At 74.2% G+C, this 22830-nt stretch carries 21 protein-coding genes; 14 read left to right on the plus strand and 7 right to left on the minus strand.

What is annotated here, in order from left to right:
- Window positions 1–64: 64 nt before the first annotated feature.
- Together ITJ48_RS15145 and ITJ48_RS15150 are read left to right on the plus strand one after the other, a co-directional pair.
- Window positions 65–1441 (plus strand): homoserine dehydrogenase, encoded by a 1377-nt coding sequence (locus ITJ48_RS15145; protein WP_370544951.1) that lies wholly within the window; start codon window positions 65–67, stop codon window positions 1439–1441.
- Window positions 1442–1560: 119 nt separating this feature from the next.
- The gene (locus tag ITJ48_RS15150; protein WP_194614280.1) at window positions 1561–3051 is read left to right on the plus strand and encodes an SLC13 family permease; all 1491 of its coding nucleotides are present in this window, start codon (window positions 1561–1563) and stop codon (window positions 3049–3051) included.
- Window positions 3052–3158: 107 nt separating this feature from the next.
- Here ITJ48_RS15150 and ITJ48_RS15155 read toward each other — a convergent pair whose 3' ends face one another.
- A complete protein-coding gene (locus ITJ48_RS15155) occupies window positions 3159–3791 on the minus strand; it encodes a TetR/AcrR family transcriptional regulator (protein ID WP_194614281.1) in 633 nt (210 codons plus the stop codon).
- A gap of 538 nt (window positions 3792–4329) precedes the next feature.
- Here ITJ48_RS15155 and ITJ48_RS15160 point away from each other — a divergent pair.
- Window positions 4330–4761, plus strand: a complete 432-nt coding sequence (locus ITJ48_RS15160; protein ID WP_370544952.1) for a PLDc N-terminal domain-containing protein — start codon at window positions 4330–4332, stop codon at window positions 4759–4761.
- 46 nt (window positions 4762–4807) lie between these two features.
- Here ITJ48_RS15160 and ITJ48_RS15165 read toward each other — a convergent pair whose 3' ends face one another.
- A complete protein-coding gene (locus ITJ48_RS15165; protein ID WP_123548591.1) occupies window positions 4808–5080 on the minus strand; it encodes a hypothetical protein in 273 nt (90 codons plus the stop codon).
- A gap of 294 nt (window positions 5081–5374) precedes the next feature.
- Window positions 5375–6487 carry an alanine dehydrogenase gene (ald, locus tag ITJ48_RS15170; protein ID WP_194614282.1) on the minus strand — a complete coding sequence of 371 codons (1113 nt, stop codon included), beginning with the start codon at window positions 6485–6487 and terminating at the stop codon, window positions 5375–5377.
- Window positions 6488–6608: 121 nt separating this feature from the next.
- On the opposite strand from ald, the gene ITJ48_RS15175 reads away from it, so the two are divergent.
- From ITJ48_RS15175 to ITJ48_RS15205, 7 genes are all read left to right on the plus strand, one after another.
- On the plus strand, window positions 6609–7139 hold the full coding sequence (locus ITJ48_RS15175; protein ID WP_194614283.1) for an Lrp/AsnC family transcriptional regulator: 531 nt from the start codon (window positions 6609–6611) through the stop codon (window positions 7137–7139).
- Window positions 7140–7243: 104 nt separating this feature from the next.
- A complete protein-coding gene (locus ITJ48_RS16350; RefSeq protein WP_228506927.1) occupies window positions 7244–8161 on the plus strand; it encodes a hypothetical protein in 918 nt (305 codons plus the stop codon).
- A 148-nt stretch (window positions 8162–8309) separates the two neighbouring features.
- A complete protein-coding gene (locus ITJ48_RS15185; RefSeq protein ID WP_192170228.1) occupies window positions 8310–8975 on the plus strand; it encodes an ANTAR domain-containing protein in 666 nt (221 codons plus the stop codon).
- Window positions 8972–9709, plus strand: a complete 738-nt coding sequence (locus ITJ48_RS15190) for a GAF and ANTAR domain-containing protein (protein ID WP_194614284.1) — start codon at window positions 8972–8974, stop codon at window positions 9707–9709. Before ITJ48_RS15185 ends, ITJ48_RS15190 begins: the two co-directional genes overlap by 4 nt.
- A 193-nt stretch (window positions 9710–9902) precedes the next feature.
- Window positions 9903–11147: an acyl-CoA dehydrogenase gene (locus ITJ48_RS15195; RefSeq protein WP_194614285.1), complete on the plus strand. Its 1245-nt coding sequence runs from the start codon at window positions 9903–9905 to the stop codon at window positions 11145–11147.
- Window positions 11141–12808, plus strand: a complete 1668-nt coding sequence (locus ITJ48_RS15200; protein WP_194614286.1) for a bifunctional PIG-L family deacetylase/class I SAM-dependent methyltransferase — start codon at window positions 11141–11143, stop codon at window positions 12806–12808. Before ITJ48_RS15195 ends, ITJ48_RS15200 begins: the two co-directional genes overlap by 7 nt.
- Entirely contained in the window at window positions 12805–13599 is a 795-nt protein-coding gene (locus tag ITJ48_RS15205) for a glycosyltransferase family 2 protein (protein ID WP_194614287.1), read from the plus strand. The genes ITJ48_RS15200 and ITJ48_RS15205 overlap by 4 nt, the downstream gene beginning before the upstream one ends.
- A 90-nt stretch (window positions 13600–13689) precedes the next feature.
- On the opposite strand, the gene ITJ48_RS15210 is transcribed toward ITJ48_RS15205, so the two are convergent.
- Entirely contained in the window at window positions 13690–14181 is a 492-nt protein-coding gene (locus ITJ48_RS15210) for a glutathione peroxidase (RefSeq protein ID WP_123548466.1), read from the minus strand.
- A gap of 119 nt (window positions 14182–14300) precedes the next feature.
- On the opposite strand from ITJ48_RS15210, the gene ITJ48_RS15215 reads away from it, so the two are divergent.
- The 3 genes from ITJ48_RS15215 (at window position 14301) to ITJ48_RS15225 (ending at window position 18084) form a co-directional block, all read left to right on the plus strand.
- Window positions 14301–15263, plus strand: coding sequence for a helix-turn-helix domain-containing protein (locus tag ITJ48_RS15215; RefSeq protein WP_194614288.1), 963 nt, complete (start codon window positions 14301–14303; stop codon window positions 15261–15263).
- A 122-nt stretch (window positions 15264–15385) separates the two neighbouring features.
- Window positions 15386–15811 carry a hypothetical protein gene (locus ITJ48_RS15220; protein ID WP_194614289.1) on the plus strand — a complete coding sequence of 142 codons (426 nt, stop codon included), beginning with the start codon at window positions 15386–15388 and terminating at the stop codon, window positions 15809–15811.
- 116 nt (window positions 15812–15927) lie between these two features.
- The gene (locus tag ITJ48_RS15225; RefSeq protein ID WP_194614290.1) at window positions 15928–18084 is read left to right on the plus strand and encodes a choice-of-anchor I family protein; all 2157 of its coding nucleotides are present in this window, start codon (window positions 15928–15930) and stop codon (window positions 18082–18084) included.
- A 144-nt stretch (window positions 18085–18228) separates the two neighbouring features.
- On the opposite strand, the gene ITJ48_RS15230 is transcribed toward ITJ48_RS15225, so the two are convergent.
- The 3 genes from ITJ48_RS15230 to ITJ48_RS15240 form a co-directional block, all read right to left on the minus strand.
- Window positions 18229–19158, minus strand: a complete 930-nt coding sequence (locus ITJ48_RS15230) for a diacylglycerol kinase family protein (protein ID WP_194614291.1) — start codon at window positions 19156–19158, stop codon at window positions 18229–18231.
- 269 nt (window positions 19159–19427) lie between these two features.
- Complete coding sequence (locus ITJ48_RS15235) at window positions 19428–19856, minus strand: DUF4383 domain-containing protein (RefSeq protein ID WP_194614292.1); 429 nt, start codon at window positions 19854–19856, stop codon at window positions 19428–19430.
- A 325-nt stretch (window positions 19857–20181) separates the two neighbouring features.
- Window positions 20182–21555 (minus strand): DEAD/DEAH box helicase, encoded by a 1374-nt coding sequence (locus tag ITJ48_RS15240; protein WP_194614293.1) that lies wholly within the window; start codon window positions 21553–21555, stop codon window positions 20182–20184.
- Window positions 21556–21659: 104 nt separating this feature from the next.
- On the opposite strand from ITJ48_RS15240, the gene ITJ48_RS15245 reads away from it, so the two are divergent.
- Window positions 21660–22661 carry a hypothetical protein gene (locus tag ITJ48_RS15245; RefSeq protein ID WP_194614294.1) on the plus strand — a complete coding sequence of 334 codons (1002 nt, stop codon included), beginning with the start codon at window positions 21660–21662 and terminating at the stop codon, window positions 22659–22661.
- Window positions 22662–22830 lie beyond the last annotated feature (169 nt).

Genomic DNA, 22830 nt, shown 5'->3' on the forward strand with positions numbered 1-22830 from the left:
CACGAAGCCCCGGCCGACCGATCCCTCTCGGACGACAGGCCACCTCGAACGAACGGGAACAACGGTGATCCTCCACTCGACGTCGCGCCGCGCGACCCAGGCCCGCGAGACCCCGGTCCGCGTCCTCCTCACCGGAGCGAACGGCGGGTACGGCCGCACCCTGCTCGACCAGCTGCGCCGGCTCGACGACATGGTCGCGACCCAGCTCGTCGACCCCGACGTCTCCGGCACCACGCGGATGCTCGACGAGCTCGGGGTCCCCGCCGACCGCGTCGCGACCACCTCCACCGTCGCCGAGACGGCCGCCGCGCTCGCCGCCGGCCAGGTCGCCGTGATCGCCGACGGCGCCGCCGTCGACTGGAGCGCCGCCGACGTGCTCGTCGAGGCCACCGGGCGCATCGAGGCCGGCCACGGCTACGCCGACACGGCCCTCGACCACGGCGTGCACGTCGTCATGGTCAGCAAGGAGATCGAGTCGGTCGCCGGCGTCGCCCTCAGCGCCAAGGCCCGCGCGGCCGGCCTCCGCTACCTGCCCGGCGACGGCGACCAGCCCGCGAACCTGCTGCGCCTCGTCGCCTGGGTGCTCGACTGCGGCTTCGACATCGTCGCCCTCGGCAAGTCGAGCGAGTACGACCTCGCCTTCGACCCGGCCACCGGCGTCGTCGACCAGGCCGGCACGACCGTCGACGCCCCCGGGCTCGCCGACCTGCTCGAGCTCGGCGACCGCCCCCTCGAGACGGTGGAGGCGCGGGCCGCCCAGGTGGCCTCGCTCAAGCGGTCCGCCGCGGCCGACCACTGCGAGATGACCGTGGTGTCGCTCTACACCGGCGCGCACGCCGACGTCGAGGGCATGCACTACCCCGTCGCCCGGCCGCACGAGCTCGCCGACCTCTACGCCACCCGCGAGGACGGCGGACTGATCGGCCGCACCGGCAGCGTCGACGTGTTCTCGATGCTCCGGCTGCCGGGCGAGGCCAGCTTCGCCGGCGGCGTCTTCGTCGTCGTCCGCACCGGCGACCCCGTCACCTGGGAGACCCTGCGCGGCAAGGGCCACGTCGTCAGCCGCGACGGCCGGTACGCCTGCATCTACTGGCCGTACCACTTCATGGGCGTCGAGACCCCGCTGACCATCGCGGCAGCCGTCGACGGCGGGTCGCCCGTCGCCGAGCCCCGGCAGCACACGGTGCTCGCCGCACGGTCGAGCTCGGCGCTCGCCGCGGGCACGACGTTCCGCGTCGAGGGGCACCACCACGAGATCGCCGGCGTCGCACCCGTGATCGTCGATCCCGACGACCACGGCGTCGCGCCGTACTACCTGCTCAGCGGCGCACGGCTCGTGGCCGACGTCGCGCCGGGCGAGCTCGTGCGCCTCGACGACCTCGCCGACGTGCCCGCCGCCGCGCTGGCCGCGTACCGGACGGGCCTGGCCCTCGGGGCCTGACCCGCGCCTCCTTCCCGCTCCACACCCCTGCAGCACCCACCGCCCCCACCGCACAGGAGATCGACGACGATGCCCCTCAGCCCGACACCGCCCGCCCCCGCCCCGATCGAGGTGACCTCGTGAGCGTCGAGATCATCGCGCTGATCGTCCTGGTCGCCGTCTTCACGATCTCGGCCGTGCGCAACATCCACATGGGCGCCCTCGCGCTCGTCGCCGCCCTCGTGGTCGGCGTGCTCGTCGTCGGCGAGAGCCTCGACGACGTGCTCGGCGGGTTCCCCGTCGACGCCCTGCTGATCCTGCTCGGCATCACGTACCTGTTCGGCATCGCCAGGGTCACCGGCACCATCGACTGGCTGGTCGACCGCTCGGTGCGCCTGATCGGCGACCGCGTCGCGCTCATCCCGTGGGCGATGTTCGTCATCGGCACGCTCGTCGCCTGCCTCGGTACGTCGCACGCCGCGTTCACGATCGTCCCGATCGCGATGAGCCTCGCCCACAAGCACAAGATCCACTCGACGATGATGGGCATCGTCATGAGCTCGGCCATCGTCGGCGGCGCGCTCGCCCCGACGAGCATCAACGGCATCACCGTGATGACCGTGGCCCGCACCGCGGGGATCCCCTACAACCCCGCGCTGATGTTCGGGCTGTCGATCGGCATCAACACGCTCGTCGTGCTCGTCGCCTTCTTCCTGTTCGGCGGGCGCGAGCTCATCGCCCGGACGCGCGCCGCAGGTGCCGCCGCCGCCGCGGGCTCGGGTCGCTCGGGCTCGGGCTCGTCGCGTCGCCGTGCCGGCGGCCCCGGGATCGGCGGCTCCGGCCTCGCGACGACCGTCGCCACGAGCGAGGGCGCCGTCGGCACAGCCGCCACCGGTGCGGACCGCGCCCAGGCGGGCGCCGCCTCCTCGGCCACGACCGCCTCCGCGACGTCGACGGCCACCGCGACCGCCGCCTCCTCGGCCGTCTCGCTCGACGACGCCCCCGCCGAGAAGCTCAGCGGCTACCAGCTGCTCGTGCTCGTCTCGATCCCGGTGCTGATCGTCGGGTTCTTCACGATCACGCTGCTCGACGTCGACCTGAACCTCGGCGCCGTGGCGCTGACGATCGCCGTGCTGCTCGCCTTCGTGAACCCCGACGTGGGCCGCCAGGCGCTCGGCCGCATCGACTGGGGCACCATCCTGCTGCTCGGCGGGATCATCACCTACGTCGGCGTGCTGACCCGCCTCGGCGCCATCGACCAGCTCGGCGAGGCCGCCCGCTCGGTCGACTCCCCGCTGCTCGCCGCCCTCGTGATCTGCGTGATCGCCGGGCTCGTGTCGGCCTTCGCGTCGACGATCGGCATCCTCGGCGCGCTCATCCCGCTCGCCGTGCCCCTGCTGATCCCCGGCGGAGGCCTCGAGATGACCGGCTTCATCTACGCGCTGGCCATCTCGGCGTCGCTGGTCGACTGTGCGCCGTTCGGCACGACGGGCGCGACGATCGTCGCCTCGGGCGTCGAGGAGGAGCGCCCGCGCCTCTACCGCCACCTCATGTTCTGGGGCCTGTCGATGGTGATCATCGGGCCGGTCGTGACGCTGCTGCTGTTCGTGGTGCCCTTCCTCTGGGCCTAGCCCCGCCGGGCCGGCGCTGAGCCGACCCGAGAGCGACGAACCTCCGTGATGTCCCGCGGAGGTTCGTCGCTTCCACGTCGGCACCTTCCTCTGCGAGGAGGCGCGGGTCAGGCCGCGGGGGAGCTGCCCGTCACGGGACGCAGCAGCGCCGCGACGACGTCGCCCATCAGGTCGCCGGGCGCGACGTCGCCGGTGGCCGGCGCGTCGAACGCGGAGCCGACCGAGATGGTGATGAGGAGGCGCGCCAGCTGGTCGGAGGAGAGCCCGGTCGCGTCGGGCGTGCGTCCCTGGAACACCTGGTCGACGAGGCCGCGCAGCGTGTCGAGCACGGCCCGTCGCTGCTCGACGAAGACCTCCATGACGCGCGGCTCGGCGAGCGCCTGGGAGCGGAGCTCGGACATGAGGCTGAAGTCGTCGGCTGTGCCCGGGCCGTACGGCGCGAACGCCGCGCGGATCGCGGCCGGCAGGTCGGGCAGGTCGGTGCCGGGCACGCGCATCTCGTGCAGGGCCCGGAGCGCACCGTCCGTCTCGCGACGCAGCAAGGTGACGACGAGGTCGGCCTTCGAGTCGAAGTTCGAGTAGACCGCGCCCTTGCTGAACCCGGCCGCCTTGGCCACGTCGTCGAGGGTCGTCGTGTGGACGCCGTGGCGCGCGAAGAGCCGGCTCGCAGCCTCGATCAGGCGCTCACGCACCTCGGCGCGCGGCGGGCGCTTGGCGGGGGCGCTCCCGGTCGTGGACATGCCGTCACCCTAACGTCCGGGCGACGGCTGTCGTCTGCGGCGCGCAGGGCCGGGATCCCTTGCATACTCGCGGGTATCCACCCGCTAGGATCGTCCTGCCTGGTGGACCCGAGGCACCAGGAACGACTGAGCGCGCGTCGAGCGAGGCCGCCCGAACGAGCCGCCGCCCCGCGCGCTCGGTCCCGCTCCTCCTCCCGGGCTGCCCGGTGCGCGGCCCGCCGCGAGGTCGTCTCGCCTGCCCGCCGCGTGCGCACGGCCCTGCTGTGGATGAAGGAGGTGTAGCGCCTGTGCACTTATCCACAAGGGACAGCGCAACAAAAGTCCTGATCAGAGGCCCGCGTCCGAGTTACAGCCATGTAATTTCCACACAGTAGTCCACAGCTCGGACCAGTTATCCCCCGAAGGAGTCGCTCACGACACACGTTTTCCACACACTTCTCCACATGCTGTGGGGAGGGTCGCGCATCCCTCCTGCACCCCCGGGCTGGGTGCACCTGGCCCTCGCGTCGAGGCGCGGGCGCTCGCTAGGCTCCCGACCGTGTACGTCCTCTTCACCGTGGCGATGTTCGCCGTCAGCCTGATCGCCCTCGTCGACATCGTGTCGCGCGACGACTCGCAGGTGCGCGGGCTGCCCAAGCTCGTCTGGGTGCTGCTCGTCGTGTTCGTGCCGCTGCTCGGCAGTGCCCTGTGGTTCATCGTCGGCCACGACTGGAGCGCCGCCCGCGCGGCGGGGTCGTTCGGGGGGAGGTCGTCCGAGAACGTCTCGTTCGGGGACCCGCGTCGATCGGAGCGGGTCGGCTTCGGGGGCTCGCGTCGCGCCTCCTCGTGGTCGTCGCAGCCGACCGCCCCGCGGCAGAAGACGACCGAGGAGCAGCTCGCCGACCTCGACCGCGAGATCGAGTTCCACGAGCAGCAGGCCCGCCTGCGCGCCCTCGAGGTCGAGGTGGAGAAGCGCAAGCGCCTCGAGTGACCGCGACGCGGCCTGACCGGGCGGCGGGCTCGACCGCGATCGGGCCTCAGTCGTAGACGCGGCCGAGCACCCACTGCCCTGCGCCGTCGCGCAGCACCTCGAACATGTGCGTCGTGCCGACGCCGTCGGTGGCCTGGAACCGCCACCCCACGAACTGCTGCGGCGGGTGCGTGATCAGCGCGGGCACGAAGGCCGGCTCGTGCCACATCTCGGTCGGGGTGTCCGTCACGCGCCACCGGGTGCCGTCGTGCACGAGCCGGTCGGGCGTGCCGTCGACGAACCAGAGCGCGACGGCCGATCGGGTGGTGGAGATGTTCATCGGGGCCGCCTCTCTCTCGAACACGCGTTCGAACAGGAGGCGAGTGTAGGCAGGCCGGATCGGCTCGCGCAACCGCTCCGGCGTGTCGTCAGCCGCACCTCCTCGATGCTGCCCCTGCCCCTCCTCGACGCCGGCCACAGCCCCTCCCGAACCGCGTTCCGAACCATGAACCGGGTTTGTTCGCGGTTCATGGTTCGGAACGCGGTTCGAGGTGTGGCGCACACTCGGGGACGCCTCGGCGCGCGGCCGCAGGCATGCGCCGCATCTGCCCGCCGCATGAGGGCAGCGGCAGCGTCAGCCGCGCGCGGGCAGCGCCCCGAGCGGCATCCCGAGCGCGGCGGCGACGCCCGGCGCGACGACCGCGCCGGCGACGACGTTGAGCCCCGCGGCGAGGGCCGGGTCCGCCGCGGTCGCCGCCTCCCAGCCCTGGTCGGCGACGGCCACGACGTACGGCAGCGTCGCGTTGGTCAGCGCGCGCGTCGACGTCTCGGGCACGGCGCCGGGCATGTTCGCGACGCAGTAGTAGACCGTGTCGTGCACGGCGAAGGTGGGGTCGTCGTGGGTGGTCGGTCGCGACCCCTCGAAGCAGCCGCCCTGGTCGATCGCGATGTCGACGAGCACGGCGCCCGGCTTCATCGTCGCGACCATCTCGTCGGTGACGAGCTTCGGCGCCGCCGCCCCCGGGATCAGCACGGAGCCGATCACGAGGTCGGCCTCGCGCACCTGCGCGGCGATCTCGAACGGCGACGAGTGCCGCGTCGCGACCCGGCCGTCGAAGCGCGACTCGAGCGCACGGAGGCGCGGCAGCGACAGGTCGACCACGGTCACGTCCGCGCCCAGGCCGAGGGCGTTCGCGGCCGCGTGCTCGCCGGCGACCCCGCCGCCGATCACGACGACCTTCGCGGCCGGCGTGCCGGGCACGCCGCCGAGCAGGGTGCCGCGACCGCCGGAGGCGCGCATCAGGTGGTACGCCCCGACGGTGATCGACAGGCGCCCTGCGACCTCGCTCATCGGCTGCAGCAGCGGCAGCGAGCGGTCGCGCAGCTGCACCGTCTCGTAGGCGATCGCGGTCGTGCCGGAGGCGACCAGCGCCTCCGTCAGGGACCGGTCGGCGGCGAGGTGCAGGTAGGTGAAGACGACCTGGTCGGCGCGCAGGTGGCGGTGCTCGGACGCGATCGGCTCCTTGACCTTGAGCAGCAGGTCGGCGGCCGACCAGACCTCGTCGGCGGTCGCGACGATCGTCGCGCCGACGGCGGAGAAGTCGTCGTCGTGGATGCGCGAGCCGAGCCCGGCGCCCGCCTGCACGAGCACCTCGTGGCCGCGACGCACCAGGGCGTCAGCCCCGGCGGGCGTGAGGGCCACCCGGTTCTCGTTGTTCTTGATCTCGGTGGGGACTCCGACGCGCACGGTTGCTCCGATCTTCGTCAGGAGCGCCTCGTCGCGACCCTGCTCATCCAGTGTGACCCGATCGTGGCGATCGTTCGTTTCAGACCTGTTTCGACCGAAGGATCTTCTGCGAGGATGCCCCATGGCTGCATCCGACCCGAGAGAAGACCTCCCCGCGAGTCCGGGGCCGAACGATCTTCGCGCCTCCGGCCCGCTCGACGAGCTCGACCTGCGCCTCCTCGACGTGCTCGGGACGGACGCGCGCATCTCGAACGCCGCGCTCGCCGCGGCGGTGGGCGTCGCGCCCTCGACGGCGCACGTGCGGCTGCGCTCGCTGATCGACCGCGGGGTGGTGACGGGGTTCCTGACGAGCATCGACCAGCGCAGCCTCGGGCTGCCGCTGCAGGCGATCGTCGGCGTGACCCTGCGGCCGGGGTCGCGGCAGGCCGCGATCACCGCGTTCTCGGAGGCCGTGCGGAGCCTGCCGCAGGTGCTGCAGGTGTTCTTCCTCGGCGGGCACGACGACTTCATCGTGCACATCGCCGTGGCCGACTCGAGCGAGATCCGCACCTTCGTGGTCGACCATCTCTCGGCCCAGCCGTCGGTCGCCTCGACCCGCACCAGCATCGTGTTCGACTACCACCGCAACGGGGTCGCGGCGTCGTTCCGCTGAGGTCGGGCACGAGGAGGCGCGGGTCACGACCCGGCAGGAGGCGCGGGTCACGGTCCCCTGGGAGTCGCGGTCGGCCTCCGCCCGCCTCGCCTACCGTCCGCCTCATGAGAACGACACGAGCAGCCCTCATCACCAAGACCCCTGCCCGCACACCCTCCAGCCGCACACCCTCCAGCCGCACACCCTCCACCCGCACGCCGTCGGCCCGCGCGACCCTGACCGGCGCCGCGCTCGCCGTCGCGGTGCTCGGGGCCACGGCCGGCTGCACCTCCGCGGAGGCCGAGGACACGACCCCCACGGTGACCGTCACCTCCGCATCCGACCCCGTCCCGTCCGAGTCGGCGACCTCCGCCGTCTCGCCGGCGGTCGAGCTCGTCCGCGAGTACCTGGACGCCGCCACGGCCGGCGACGCGGCCGCGGCCTGGGCCCTGCTCACGCCCGAGGCGCAGGCCTTCTACCCGTCCGAGCAGCAGTTCGCGTCGGCGTTCGGCCGGGACGGCACGGTCACGCCCGAGGCGGCCGGTCAGCTCGCCGGCGCGACCTTCCAGGAAGTGGAGGCCCTCGAGGGCGCCGTCACCGTCGTCAGCGCGACGACCGAGGCCGAGGCCGACGCGTGGATCGTCCGCGAGTCGTCGGCGGGCCTCCGCATCGACGACGCCGGCGTGCCCTCGACCGGCGACTCCGTCTACGAGTGGACGAACCCGGCCGCGGGGGCGGAGGACGTGCAGTCCGACGCGGGCGCCGCCTCCTTCGACGACTCGGCACCCGCCTCCCTCTCGTTCGCGTCGCCGGCCTCGGCCGACGCGACCGGGCCGTCGACGGTCGGCTACCCGACCGGCCTGTTCGCCTTCATGGACGGGGTCGAGACGCCCGTCGACGAGCCCGTCTCGGCCGGCTCGGGCAGGGAGTTCACGATCCCCGTGGGCTCGGCCTCGACCGACGGCGCACCCCGAGGGCTGACCGTCGTGTGGCAGGTGGGCGACGCGCCGGCGTCGTTCCGCAGCAGCACGGTGCTGCTCTGACCGCGGCGGGCGCGGCGGCTGCGGCGGCTGCGACGACCGTGACGACCGTGACGGCCGCGGCCGCGGCCGCTGCCGCTGCCGCGCCCGCCGATGTCCGTCCGGCGCACTGACCACCGCCCTGCCCGCCGGGGCAGGTAGCCTCGCCCTCATGGACGACAGCGACCTCGCGGGATCCCTCCTCGCGGCCCTCCCCGTGTCGGGAGTGTCCGTCGCGACGATGGGCGGGCTGCTGCGCACCGAGACGGTGTCGGCGAGCGACCCGGTGGCGGCACGGCTCGACGAGCTCCAGTTCGACCTCGGCGAGGGTCCCTGCTGGGACGCCGTCAGCGAGCGTCGCCCCGTCTTCGAGGCCAACCTCAGGATCGCGCCGCGACGCACCTGGCCCGCCTTCTCGCGCGCCCTGCTCGACCACGACGCCGTGGAGGCCCTCCACGCGTTCCCCCTGCTGCTCGGCCCCCTCGCCCTCGGCGCGATGGAGCTCTGGTGCGACCGCCCGGGCGACCTGCCCGACGCGAGCGCACGCCGCGCCTCCGCCCTGGCCGGACAGGTCAGCCGGCACCTGCTGCGGCGTGCGGTCAGCGACGTCGCCGACGACCAGGCCGAGGAGGTGCGGGTCGACAAGTACTCCCGGCGTCGCATCCACCAGGCGACCGGCATGGTGCTGGCCCAGGCCGACCTCTCGGCCGAGGACGCCGAGCTGCTGCTCCAGGGCCACGCCTTCGCGCAGGGCGTGCCGATGCGCGAGGTCGCGGACGCGGTCCTCGACGGCCGGCTCAGCTTCGCGTCCGGGGCCGACGGGATCGTGGAGCGATGAGCGCCGACGGCCGCGACGCCCGCGGCGAGGCGAGCCGCGAGGCCGTCCTCGTCGACACCTTCGCGGCCCTCGCCGACAGCCTCGTCGCGGGCTTCGACGTCATCGAGCTGCTGCAGACGCTCGTCGAGACCTGCAGCCGGGTGCTCGACGTCGACGAGGCGGGGATCCTGCTGGCGGACGAGGACGGCGACCTCGAGGTCGTCGCCTCGACCAGCGAGTCGAGCACGCTCGTCGAGACCATGCAGCTCGACGCCCGCTCCGGCCCGTGCTGGACGAGCTTCACGACCGCCGCGCCCGTCTCGCTGCCCGACGTCGACGTCGACCGGGAGCGCTGGCCGGAGTTCGTCGAGGTCGCACGGGAGCAGGGCTTCCGCTCGGCGCACGCCGTGCCGCTGCGCCTGCGGGGCACCGTGATCGGCACCCTGAATCTGCTCCGGAGCACCGTCGGCGAGCTGAACGACCGCGACGTCCGGGTCGCGCAGGCGCTCGCCGACGTCGCGACGATCGGCATCCTGCAGGAGCGCACCCTGCGCGAGAGCGCCGTCGTGCAGCAACAGCTGCAGGGCGCCCTCGACACCCGCGTCGTGATCGAGCAGGCCAAGGGCGTCGTCGCGCACGTGCGGGGCGTCAGCACGGACGAGGCGTTCGTGCTGATCCGCCGCCACGCCCGCGAGAAGCGGCTGAAGCTGGCCGACGTCGCCGCGCAGCTCGTCGAGCGCCGCCTGACGCTGTAGCGCTGGGCCCGGCGCCGCGGCGCGCCGTGCGCCCCCGCCACGCTCCGTACCCCGCGAACCCGCGCACACCCCTCGGCGCGAGCGCGGGTCTGCGCGGGTCCCGAGGGTGCGGACGCCGCTCGCAGGGCGAACGGAGCGGCGGTCGCGCGCGCCTCCGTGAACCGCGACGGCGGCAGCGCCGTACATTCGGCAGATGCACCTCTCCCACGAGGTCGACCCCCGGTCGGCCACGGCTGTCGTCCGCGCACGCCTGCCGCGCTCGGTCGCCGACTCCCTCGCCCTCGCCGCCGACCTGACCGGTCGAGGAGGTGCGGCGCCCGTCCCCGGAGCCGGCTCCACCGCCGACCTGTGGTTGGCCCTCGCCACCCTCGCGGCCCACGACGTGGGAGCGGCCCGGGCCGTCGAGCCGCACCTCGACGCGACCGCGATCCTCGACCAGGCGCGGGAGGCGGGCACGGTCGTGCTGCCGGCCCGCGCCTCCTCGGCGGAGGGGTTCATCTGGGGCGTGTTCGCGGCGGAGGGCCCGGGCACGAAGCTCGTGGCCGAGCCCGCCGACGCGGCCCGCACCTCCTGGACCCTCAGCGGCACCAAGCCGTGGTGCTCGCTCGCGGGCGTGCTCGACGGCGCGCTCGTGACCGCCTGGGTCGGCGACGAGCGTCGCCTGTTCGCCGTCGACCTCCGCCAGGCCGGCGTCGAGGTCGTGCCCGGCGCCTGGCACGCGCGCGGCCTGGTCGAGATCCCGTCGGGACCGGTGACGTTCGCGTCCGTGCCCGCGACGCCCGTCGGGGAGCCCGGCTGGTACCTCCGCCGACCCGGCTTCGAGTGGGGCGGCATCGCCGTCGCCGCCTGCTGGTACGGCGGGGCGGTCGGCGTCGCCGGCGCCCTGCTGAGGTCCGCGGTCGCCCGCGACCCCGACCCCTGGGTGCTCCGTGCGCTCGGCGTCGTCGACGAGCGCCTCGGCGACGCACGTCGCGCACTCGAGGAGGCGGCCGTCGCCGTCGACTCCGGCCGGGCGGTCGGGCAGGAGGCGCGGCTCCTCGCGAAGAGGACGCGCGCGACGGTCGCCCACGCGGCCGAGGACGTGCTCGCCGCCGTCGGCGGAGCGCTCGGCCCGGCGCCGCTCGCCTCCGACCCGGAGCACGCCAAGCGCGTGGCCGACCTCGAGCTGTACCTGCGGCAGCGGCACGCGTCGAAGGACGACGCGTCGCTCGGCGGCGCCGTGCGCGACGCGGCCGTCACCGCGGCTGCAGCCGTCGCCGCGGCAGCCGCCGTGCCCACGGCCGACGAGGTGACGCTCCCCGGGGGTCCCGCGGCGCCGGACGCCCCCGGAGCGTCATCTCGACGAGCCGCCGACGTCGGCGGAACCGTCGCTGGCGCCCGCACCGCCAGTGCGGGCAGCACGGGCAGCACGGGCACCGCGGGGATCGCCCTGTGGTGAGCTTCGACGCCCGCGAGCCCGGCACCTCCGTGGCGACCTGGCGCTCCGACCCGCGCTGGGCGACCCTGCCTGCTCCGCGCCCGCTCGACCCCGCGCTCGTGCCCGCCGTCGCCGAGCCGGACGCGCCCGGCGCGTTCGACCTGGTCGCCGCCTCCGGTCCGGTGGTCGTCCTCGCCGCGCACGCCGACGACGAGACGCTCGGCGCCGGCTCGCTGATCGCGCAGCTCGTGCGGCACGGCCGTGCCGTGACGGTCGTCGTCGTGACCGACGGTGCGGCGTCGCACCCGCGCTCGGCGTCGACTCCGGCCGGGTCGCTCCGCGAGCTCCGCATGGCCGAGGCCCGCGCCGCGCTCGACGAGCTCGCCGGGCTCGGCGAGCTCGCCGACCTCGGCGACCGCGTTGGGCTCGGCGACCCTGCCGGCTCGGGCGACCCTGCCGGCTCGGGCGACCCTGCCAGCCTCGGCGACCCTGCCGGCCTCGGCGACCCTGCTGACCTCGGCGACCCTGCCGGGCTCCGCGATCCTGACGTCCAGGGCGCCCGGATCGAGCTGGTCGCCCTCGGCGTCGCCGACGGCGGCCTCCGCGAGGCCCGCGACGACGTCCGTCGCCAGCTCGCCGACCTGCTCGACGCACGGCGGCCCGTGCTCGTCCTCGCCCCGTGGCGGGGCGACGGGCACCGCGACCACCGGGTGCTCGGCGAGGTCGCGGCGGAGCTCGTGGGAGGCGACGGGTCCGCGCTGCCGGACGCCCGCCTCCTCGAGTACCCGATCTGGATGTGGCACTGGGGCGGGCCCGACCACCCCGACGTGCCGTGGGACGCGCTCGTGCGCGTCGAGGGCGACGAGGAGGCGGGCCTCGCGAAGCAGCGGGCGCTCGCGCGGTACTCCTCGCAGGTGCTGCCGCTGAGCGACCGGCCCGGCGACGAGGCCGTGCTGCGGCCCGACTTCGTCGAGCACTTCGTCGGCGGCGCGGAGGTCTTCGTCGAGGCGCCCGCCCCCGCGCCCGCACCCGCACCCGCACCCGAGCCGACGCCCTCCGCCGAGGCCACGTTCGAGCTCGCACCGTCGTTCGACGCGACGCACGCCCGCCGCGACGACCCGTGGGGCGTCACGACGCGCTGGTACGAGCGCCGCAAGCGCGCCCTCGTGCTCGCCTCCCTGCCCGACGAGCGCCTCGGCCGCGTGCTCGAGATCGGCTGCTCGATCGGCGTCGTCACCGAGCAGCTCGCCCCGCGCGCGGACTCCGTGCTCGCCGTCGACGTCTCGTCGGTCGCCGTCGAGCGGGCCCGCGAGCGCCTGGCCGCCCAGCCGCACGTGCGCGCGGAGGTCGCCGACGTCTCGGCCGGGCTGCCCCAGGGCGACCACGAGCTCGACCTCGTCGTGCTCGGCGAGGTCGGCTACTACTTGTCTCCCGAGGCGCTCGGAGCGCTGCTCGTCGACGTCGACCGCGTGCTCGCGCCCGGCGGCTCGCTCGTCGCCTGCCACTGGCGGCACGGCGCGGACGACTTCGCCCAGGGCGGCGACGAGGTGCACGAGGCGCTCGCCGCCTGGGCCCGCGACGCCGGCCTGACGCGCGTCGTCGGCCACGTCGAGGAGGACTTCCTCCTCGACGTCTTCTCGCGCGACCCCCGGTCGGTCGCGAGCAGGACGGGCCTCCGATGACCTCGCAGCCCGTGACCCCGCAGCCCGCGACCCCGCCGCGCATCGCCGGCGTCGCGGTCGTCGTCCCCGCGCGCGACGAGGCGGAGCTGGTCGCCCGGTGCCTCGCCTCGATCCGCGACGCGCGCCTCCTGCTGGCCGGTCGTGCCGCAGCGAACGGCTCCGCACCAGACACGGCAGCAGGGAAGGGCCGAGACGAGGAGGTGCGGGTCGTCACCGTCGTCGTGGCCGACGACTGCTCGGACGACACGGCCGCCATCGCGGCCGCCGCGCCCGACGTGACGGTGGTCGAGACCCGCCTCCGCTCCGTCGGCGCCGCCCGCTCGGAGGGCGCCCGGGTCGCCTTCGCCCGGCTCGCCGAGCTCGGCGTCGCCCCCGACGCCGTCTGGCTGGCCGCCACGGACGCCGACTCGGCCGTCCCGCCCGCGTGGCTGACATCGCAGCTCGACCTCGCCGATCGCGAGGGGGCGGACGTCGTCGTGGGCACGGTGCGCCCGGACTTCGCCGACCTCTCGGACGCCCAGGTCGCGGCCTGGCTGTCGCGGCACACTCCCGGCCGGCCGAACGGACACGTCCACGGCGCCAACCTCGGCCTGCGGGCGACGGTCTACGAGGCGGCCGGGGGGTTCGGCGAGCTCGACCTGCACGAGGACGTCGAGCTCGTGGCCCGCGCCCGCGCCGCCGGGGCGGTCGTCGTCGCGTCGGAGGCCGGCGAGGTCCTCACCTCGGGCCGCCAGGTCGGCCGCACCCGCGGCGGATACGCCGGCTACCTCGCGAACGACCTGCTCGCGTAGCGCCGCCGCACCCGCGCGCGCCCGGACGACTCGACGCGAAAGGGACGAGGAGCCGCGGGGCCCCGCGTCATCTCGTCCCTTTCCCGTCGCCTAGGCCTGCTGCGGCAGCGCCGCCTCGATCACGCCGACGATCGCGGGGTCGTCCGGCTCCGTCGTCGGGCGGAAGCGGTGCACGTCGCCCGAGGGCGTGACGACGAACTTCTCGAAGTTCCACTTGACCTTGCCGGCCTTGCCGTCGGCGTCGGCCGTCTTCTTGAGCTCGGTGTAGAGCGGGTGCTCCGAGCGGCCGTTGACGCGCACCTTCTCCATCATGGGGAACGTCACGCCCCAGGTCGCCGAGCAGTACTCGTCGATGGCCTCGGACGAGCCCAGCTCCTGCAGGAACTGGTTGCTCGGGAACCCGACGACGGTGAAGCCGCGCTCGCCGTAGGTCTTCTGCAGCTGCTCGAGCTTCTCGTACTGCGGCGCCAGGCCGCAGCGCGACGCCACGTTGACGACGAGCACCACCTTGTCGGTGAAGGCGCCGAAGCGGGTGTGCTCGCCGCGGAGGGTGGTCAGGTCGATGTCGTCGAGGTCGCTCATGGGCGCGACGCTACTCGCACACCTGACGAGCGACCTGCACCGCAGCACGACGCCCCTCCTCTCGTCAACCCCCTCTCGGCGACTTGTCCCGGCCTGCGTCTCCGGCCAAGATCAGGGGGATGTCCGCCGATCCCCGACGCCGTGTCCTGGTGGAGGCGCACGGCGACGACGTCGACGGGGCGGCCCGGTTCTTCGGCTCGGGCTACGGCGAGGTGGGCGGCCTGCGGTTCGTCGCCTCCGACCAGCCCTTCCACTGGCGGCACACGACGCGCGGCGACGGCGAGCTGACGCTCCGCACGACGCACTTCTCGGGCGAGGTCACCGGCACCATCCAGCCGCGGGGCGAACGCATCATCCAGTGGATCGGCCGTGGCTCCGCCCTGATGGACATCGGGCGCGACGAGGTGACGCCCGAGCTCGGGCAGCCGATGCCGTTCCCGTGGGGCCGGCCCTTCTCGTTCCGCGTGACCGACGTCGAGCAGAACCTGCTGCACCTCTCCGACCGCGTGCTCGACGAGGTCGCGTCCGAGCGCGAGGACGCCTACCCCGGCTCCGTGCGCTTCGACCACACGGCCGTGATCGACGACGAGGGGCGCACGCGCTTCAACGCCGCCCTCCGCCACATCGCGCGGACCTACCTCGACGACGCGTCCGACGACACGGTCCGGGCCGAGACGGCGCGCTACGCGGCGAGGGTCCTGCTCGACACGTTCCCGCACACCTCGCGTCGGCTCCCCGACGAGGTGCTGGCGCCGCGCAACGCGTCGCTCCGCGAGGCGGTCGAGTACGTCCACTCGCGCGCCCACGAGCCGATCACCCCGAGCGGCGTCGCCAAGCACGCCGGGCTCACCCCGCGCGGGCTGCAGCAGGCGTTCAGCCGGCACCTCGACACGACGCCGTCCGAGTACCTACGCGCCGTGCGGCTCGACCGCGTGCGGGAGGAGCTCGTCGAGGGGTCGGCGGACACCGTGACGGTGGCCGAGGTGGCCCAGCGGTGGGCGTTCGCGCACCTGGGACGCTTCTCCGCCTCCTACGTCCAGCGCTTCGGCGAGTACCCGCGCGAGACGCTGCACCGGGCCTGACCGGCCTGCGGCCGGGTCGTCCCGGGTGCGCCTCGGCCCGGCCGGGGGACGACCACGGCCAGGTCGCCGGAGGTGCGGTGCGCGTACCGTGGGAGGCTCGCCCGAACGACCGGAAGAGCCGCATGAAGCGCATCAGCTACGCCGAGGACCACCTGGTCACCGGCGACGACATCGCCGACGCGGTCCTGGCCTACGCCCAGGCCCTGGCGATGAAGGGGCGGTCGGACTCGATCGACGTCCCGGCGATCGACCGCAACGGCGCGCCCCGGGTCTTCAGCATCCTCGTCGGGCCGGCGAGCCAGATGCTGACCTCCGACTCGCTCAGCGTCGACGAGGCCCGCGGCGCCGAGATCACCGACGAGGGCCTCGTCGCCGAGCTCGCGAGCCGCACCGCCGCACTCGCCGGCCCCTCGCCCGTGTCGGTGCCGCGCGGCACCGAGGTCGTCGACCTCGAGACCGAGCAGTTCGGCGTCGCCGACCTCGGCAGCGACGCACCCGACGAGGACGCCGACGACGCCGACGACGAGGGCGACAGCCCCAGCCGTTAACCCGGCGGCCATCTCTGCGGCACGTGTCGTGCATATGGTCGTGGCGTCCCGACGCCCGACCGTTCCGAACGCACGACCGACCCGGTCGACCCGACCGCACCAGAGAGAGCTCCCGCATGCGCGCACGCCGCCCGGCCTCCCGCCCCACGACACCGCCCTCCACACCGGCCGCGGCCTCGACCTCCTCGCGGGCCGCCCGCGTCCGACGCCCGCTCGGCGCCGTCGCCCTCACCGGCACCGCGGCCCTCGCCGCCGCCGGCCTGATCGGCCTCTCGGCACCCGCGAGCGCGGCCGTCGTCGCGGCCCCGATCGAGGTCTTCGCCGACCAGGAGGCCTTCGACCTGCAGCCGGTCGGCTCGTACGAGACCGGCACCTTCGACGCCAGCGCCGCCGAGATCGTCGAGCACTGGACCGGCCCGGACCGTGAGGATCCCCGCGCGACGCTGCACCGCCTCCTCGTCGTCAACGCGGCGGAGGCGGTCGTCGAGGTCCTCGAGATCGGCGACCCGCAGGCGCCTGAGCGCGCCGACTTCACCGTGCAGACCACCGGCGTCACGGCCGCCGACGGCTCGGTCGTCCCTGCCGGCGCCGTCGCCAACTCGGTCTCGGTGCGGGCCGACGGCCTCGGCGCCGTCGCCGTCGAGAGCGACGACAAGACCGACCTCGGCTGGGTCGTCTTCTTCGACGCCGCAGGCGACGGAGGCGCCCTGGGCGCCGTGCGCGTCGGCTCGCTGCCCGACATGGTCGCCTTCAGCCCCGACGGCGCCCGGGTGATCGTCGCGAACGAGGGCGAGCCCGCCGAGGACTACTCGGTCGACCCCGAGGGCACGATCAGCGTCGTCGACGTGCCCGCGACCGTCTCCGCGCCCGCGCAGGCGGCCGTCAGCACGGCCGACTTCCACGACTTCGAGGTCGGCGGCAGCTCGGTCCTCGACCCCGAGGTGCGCATCTTCGGCGGTCGTGACGACGCCGGCACGGTCACGCCCGAGTCGCCCCTGCTGTTCCCCGTGAGCGAGAACCTCGAGCCCGAGTACGCCACGTTCTCGGCCGACGGCGCGACCGCGTGGGTCTCGCTGCAGGAGGCGAACGCCCTCGCGATCGTCGACGTCGCCTCGGCGACCGTCACCGAGGTCGTGCCGCTCGGCACCGTCGATCGCGCGGTGGTGCCCTTCGACCCGTCCGACCGTGACGCCGGCATCGCGATCGGCACCTGGGCCGGCGTCGAGAGCTACCTGATGCCCGACACGATCGCCAGCTACGAGGTCGGCGGCTCGACCTACGTCGTCACCGCCAACGAGGGCGACTCGCGTGACTGGGACGGCTACAGCGAGGTGTCGCGGGTCAGCGCCCTCGGTCGCGGCGGCGTCCCGCCGGTCTGCGCCACGTCCCCCGCCGCCGGCTCGCTGGCGCCCGCCGCGCTCGGCCGCCTGAACGTCACGACGGCGAACGGCCTCAGCGCCGACGGCTCCTGCTACGAGACGCTCTACACGTTCGGGTCGCGGTCGTTCAGCATCCTCGACGCGAGCGGTCAGCAGGTCTTCGACTCGGGCTCCGACTTCGAGGAGGTCACCGCGGCCGCCGCGCCCGAGTTCTTCAACTCGAACCACACGGAGTCGAACCTCGACGGCCGCAGCGACGACAAGGGCCCCGAGCCGGAGGGCGTCGCCCTGGGCGAGATCGACGGACGCACCTACGCCTTCATCGGCTTCGAGCGCGTGGGCGGGATCGCCGTCTACGACGTGACCGTGCCGACCGCCGCCTCCTTCGTGGCCTACGTCAACAACCGCGACTTCACGGCGCCGCCGGCCGACGCCTCGCAGGCCGCGCTCTCGGCGGCGGGCGACCTCGGGCCGGAGGGGCTCGCGTTCATCCCCGCCGCCGACTCGGCGACCGGCGAGCCCATGCTCGCCGTCGGCAACGAGGTCTCGGGCACGACGACGCTCTTCGCGATCACGGTGCCCGCGGCGGTCGAGCCGCCCGTCGTCGTGCCGCCGGTCGACCCGCCCGTCGTGGTGGACCCGCCGGTCGTCGCGCCGGGCGACGGCGCCGGCACCCCGGGTGCGGGTGCGGGTGCGGGTGCGCCGGGTGCCGGCACCGGTGCAGGCGCAGGAGGCGCGGGCACGTCGTCCGCAGCCGGCACGACCCGCGACGGCCTCGCCTACACCGGCTCGGAGCTGGCCACCTGGGCCCTGCCCCTCGCCGGCGGACTCGTCGCCCTCGGCGCCGTGCTGCTGGTCCGCGCCCGTCGCAGGGCGGCCCGCCTGCGCGGCTGACGCCTCCTCCTGCTGGGTGCAGCGCTTCGAACCGCGTTCCGCTCAAAGAACCCCGTTGCTCGGTGGTTCTTTGAGCGGAACGCGGTTCTGTGCGGTGTGCGGTGAGCGGCGTGCGGTGCGAGGCGTCAGGCGCGAGGCGCGTCCTCAGGCGGAGGTCGAGGCGGCCGGCGCGATGACGTGCAGCACGCCCGGGGCGACCTCGACGGTGACCGGCATTGGCCCGACGCGCTCGCCGTCCGCGTAGGCGACGATCCCGTCGCCCGACTCGATGACGACCTTCCGCACCCGATGCACGTGCACTCGCGGGTCGGCGAGGTGCGTGCCCTTCGCGACCTTGAGGAACAACCGCAGGAACTGCAGCCGCCCGAGCCGCTCAACGATCAGCACGTCGAGCAGGCCGTCGTCGAGGCGCGCGTCGGGCAGCACCGTCATGCCGCCGCCGAACGAGCGGCCGTTGCCGACGGTGACCAGCGTGCCCCGCACCTCGCGGGAGTCGCCGTCGAGCTCGAGCCGGTACGAGAGCGGCCGCAGGCGCAGCAGCTCGATCAGCAGGGCGAGGTCGTAGCGGCGGCGGCCCTTGGGCCACCGCAGGGCGTTCGTCCGCTCGTTGACCACGGCGTCGAAGCCGGCCGAGACGATGCAGCCGAACCAGGTCGACCCTCCGTCGTGCGTGACACGGCCCGCGTCGATCACCAGCGGCGGCCGGTCGAGCAGCGAGACGAGGAGGCGCGTCGCGGCCTCGGGGTCGTCGTGCGGGATCCCGAGGGTGCGGGCCATGTCGTTGCCGGTGCCCGTCGGCACGATCCCCAGCGCGACCGGCACCCCCGCGACGAGTCCGACGCCGAGGTTGACGACCCCGTCGCCGCCCACGACAACCAGCGCGTGGGGGAGGGTCAGCACCTGCGCGCGCGCGGCCGCGGCGAGGGCCTCGACCGTGGGCTCGCGGAGCGGGACGACGTCGTGGCCCGCTGCGCGGAGGGCGTCGACGACGGCGTCGCCCACGCCTCGTCCGCGTCCGGACGACGCCGACGGGTTGATCGCGACGACGACGCGGCGGCGGGGAGTCGGTTCCATCCCCCGATCATGTCAGCGCGGGCGCCGCGCCGCCCCGGCGGCTGCGCCGTGCGGCTGCGCCGTGGCCGGGCCCGGCCGCCGGCCTGGCCCGGCTCTGTAGGCGACATGGGACGAGGGAGGCGTGGGCCCGCACCGTCCCCGTCCCTTTTCCCCGCCGATCTAGGCCCGCGGTGTGCGGCAGCGCACTGCACCGGGAAACGAACACTGCACCAGGTCTAGACCCGGTGCAGTGTACGAAACGCGGTGCGATGCCGCGCGGCAGCGGCGGCTCAGCGGCGGCGGCGCTCCGCACCGATCGCGGTGAGCAGCAGCACGCCGCCCGCGACGAGGTGGGTGATGTCGTCGCCGAGGTTCAGCGCGAGGAAGTTGACGTCGGTGTCGCGCACGAGGAACCCGGCGACGCCGAGCACCACGAAGAGGAGGCCGACGGCCCCGTTGATCGTGCGGGCGGGGGCACTGCCGGAGGCACCCGCGATGAGCAGCGCCGCGCCCGAGAGCACCCAGATGACGATGAGCGCGGGGTTGACGTTGAGGAACCCCAGCTCCGCTCCGGTCGTGTCGAAGAACGAGCCCATGTTCTCGGCGAAGAACCCGCAGGCGCCGACGAGCAGGACCAGCGTGCCGATCGTCAGGGCTGCGGCCCGGTTGGGCGACTCGCGGATCGTGGGCTCGTACGCGGCAGGGGTCGTCGTGGTCATCCCCCGATCATGCCAGAGCGTCCCCGAGGGAGGTGCGGTGCGGCTCGCGCCGCGGCCCCTCCCGCCGCCTTCGGCCCCTCCCGCCGCCTTCGGCGCCCCGGACCCGAGATTCGCCCGCACCGCGTCTCGTGCTGAGCGCCGCGTCCAGTCCCGGTGCAGTGCACGGAACGCGGTGCGCTGTGGCTCGCGCCGCGGCCCCTCCCGCCGCCTTCGGCGCCCCGGACCCAAGATGCGCACCGCATCGCGTCTCGTGCACTGCGCCGCGTCTAGTTCGGGTGCAGTGCACGGAACGCGGTGCGCTGTGGAGCGGCTCGCGCCGCGGCCCCTAGCTGGCGGCGTCCGCCGCCGCCGCGCCCTCCGGCGCCGCCGCGGCGCCCGCGACGCCGCCGTCCGCCGCCGCGGCCGCGTCCTCCGCCGCGCGGATCGCGGGCACACGCGTCGCCTGGCTCATGAACCGCCGCACGTCGAGGTCGACGATGATGTCGGCGGGCCGAAGCGGGCGGGTCAGGTAGAGCCCGTCGAGGGCGGTGATGCGGCTCAGCGCGACGTAGGTCTGGCCAGCGCTGAAGACCCGCGTGCCCAGGTCGACGATGGCGCTGTCGTACGTCTTGCCCTGCGACTTGTGGATCGTCACGGCCCAGGCGAGGCGCAGCGGGAACTGGGTGAACTCGGCCACCACGTCCTTCCGGAGCTGCTTGGTCGAGGCCGACCACGAGTAGGCGAACTTCTCCCACACGGCCGGCTGCACCTCGTGCTCCTCGCCGTCGACCTCGACGAAGACGGTGTCGCGCACCTTCGTCACGGTGCCCGTGGTGCCGTTGACCCAGCGCTGGTCCTGGTCGTTGCGGAGGAACATCACGCGGGCCCCGCGCTTCAGCTCGAGCGCCTCGTCGGCGGGGAACGTGCGTCCGCCGAACTCGCCGCTGACCTCGGCCTTGGCCGTCAGCACGCGCCCGGGCAGCCGCTCGAGCTCGACCTTGTTGATGCGGGTGACGGTGTCGTTGCGGGTCGCGAGCGTGATGGCGGTGCCGTCGGTCGGCGCGGGGCGGGCACCGGCCCCGTTCAGCGCGCCGGCGATCTCGGCGGTGACGCGGCCGTGGCGGACGGCGTTGAGCATCTCCTTGAAGTCGCCCTCGGTCTGCCGGTGGATGAACGCCAGCTCGTAGATGCGCAGCGAGGCCTCTTGCCAGACGTGCGCGTCGAAGAACCACATCGACCGGTAGTTGTCGCGGAAGTACGCGCGCTCCTCGGCGTCGCCGGGCACCGGGGGCAGCTGGTACGGGTCGCCGAAGAGCACGACCTGCACGCCGCCGAACGGCTCGGACCGGCGCTGGCGGGCCTGGCGCAGCGAGCGGTCGATCGCGTCCATCAGGTCGGCGTTGACCATCGAGACCTCGTCGATCACGAGGGTGTCGATCGTGTTGAGCAGCTTGCGCAGCTCGCTCTTCTGCTCGATGTCGTGGTCGGCGATCAGCCCGATCGACAGCCGGAAGAGCGAGTGGATCGTCTGCCCGCCGACGTTGAGGGCGGCCACGCCGGTCGGCGCGCAGATGACGACCTGCTTCGACGTGTTCCACGACAGGTGGTTGAGCAGGGTCGACTTGCCGGTGCCGGCCCGGCCGGTGACGAAGATGTGCTCGTTCGTGTCCTCGATGGCGTCGAACACGGCCTGCTGCTCGGCGGAGAGGGCGACGGACACGGGCGGCACGGACCTTTCGGGCGGGGGGAGGCGGAACACCCAACCTACCCGCGCCTCCTCGGCTGCACGGCGGATCGTGACCTCGGCCGACCTATGCTGTGGACATGTCTTCGTCCGTGGGGGAGAGGAGGCGACCGTCGTCGTGGTGGCCCTTCGTCGCCATCTGGGGCGGCGCCGCGCTCTTCGTGGTCATCGGGTTCGCCGTGACCGTCGTGGCGCTGAACGCGACCGTGTACAGCGCCGGCGGCTTCGCGCGCGGCTACCTCGACGCGATCGACCGCGGCGACACCGCCAGCGCGCTCACCCTCGCCGGCATCGAGCCGACGGGCGAGCTCGAGGACGCCCTGCTCACCGTGCCCTCGCTCGGCGGCCTCGCCGACGTGCAGGAGGAGAGCGAGCTCGACCTCGGCGACGGCACCCGCACCGTGACGCTCTCGTACACGCTCGACGGCACGCCCGGCCAGTCGCAGTTCGTCGTGCAGCAGGCCGGCACGCGCTTCGGCTTCTTCCGTGCCTGGAGCTTCGCGCAGACCCCGACCGCGACCCTCGACGTCACGCCGATGAACGACCCGCGCTTCACGGTCGACGGCCGCCTCGTGACCACCGAGAGCGGCGACGTCGCCACGCGCTTCGAGGTGCTGGCCCCCTCGCGCTTCGTCCTCTCGCACGAGAGCGCGTACCTCGAGGCGCCGACCGTCGGCGTGACGGTCATCAGCGCGGGGGGCACCTCGTCGGCCAGCGTCGCGACCGTGGCCCGCGCCTCCTTCTCGCAGGTGCTGCAGGAGCAGCTCGACACGATGCTCGACACCGACTGCGTGACCCAGCCGGTGCTGCTGCCCGCCGGCTGCCCCTTCGGGCGGCAGGTCGACGACCGCGTCACGGGCGAGCCCGCGTGGAGCATCGTCGCCTACCCGCAGGTGGCCGTGCAGCCCGGCACCGTGTCGGGACAGTGGCTCGTCACCGAGGCCGCGGGCACGGCGCACCTCGTCGTCGACGCGCAGTCGCTCTTCGACGGGCGCCGCTACGCGATCGACGAGGACGTCCCCTTCACCGTGAGCTACACGATGAGCATCGGCACGGACGACGTCCTGACCTTCCAGCAGTAGGCCGTCCTCACCGACGGTCGACCCCGGTGGACCGGCACGACGTGCTCTCCCGGAGGCGGCAGGCAGCTGTTCCTGCCGGCTCGCGGCCGCGCGTGCGGGACCGGACACGAGGAGGCGGCCCCCGCCCCGGTGGGGGAGGGGGCCGCCAGGTGCTGCACCGGCCGCGCAG

This window comes from Frigoribacterium sp. VKM Ac-2530 (genome assembly GCF_015350835.1).
In the GTDB taxonomy this organism is placed as follows: Bacteria; Actinomycetota; Actinomycetes; order Actinomycetales; family Microbacteriaceae; genus Frigoribacterium.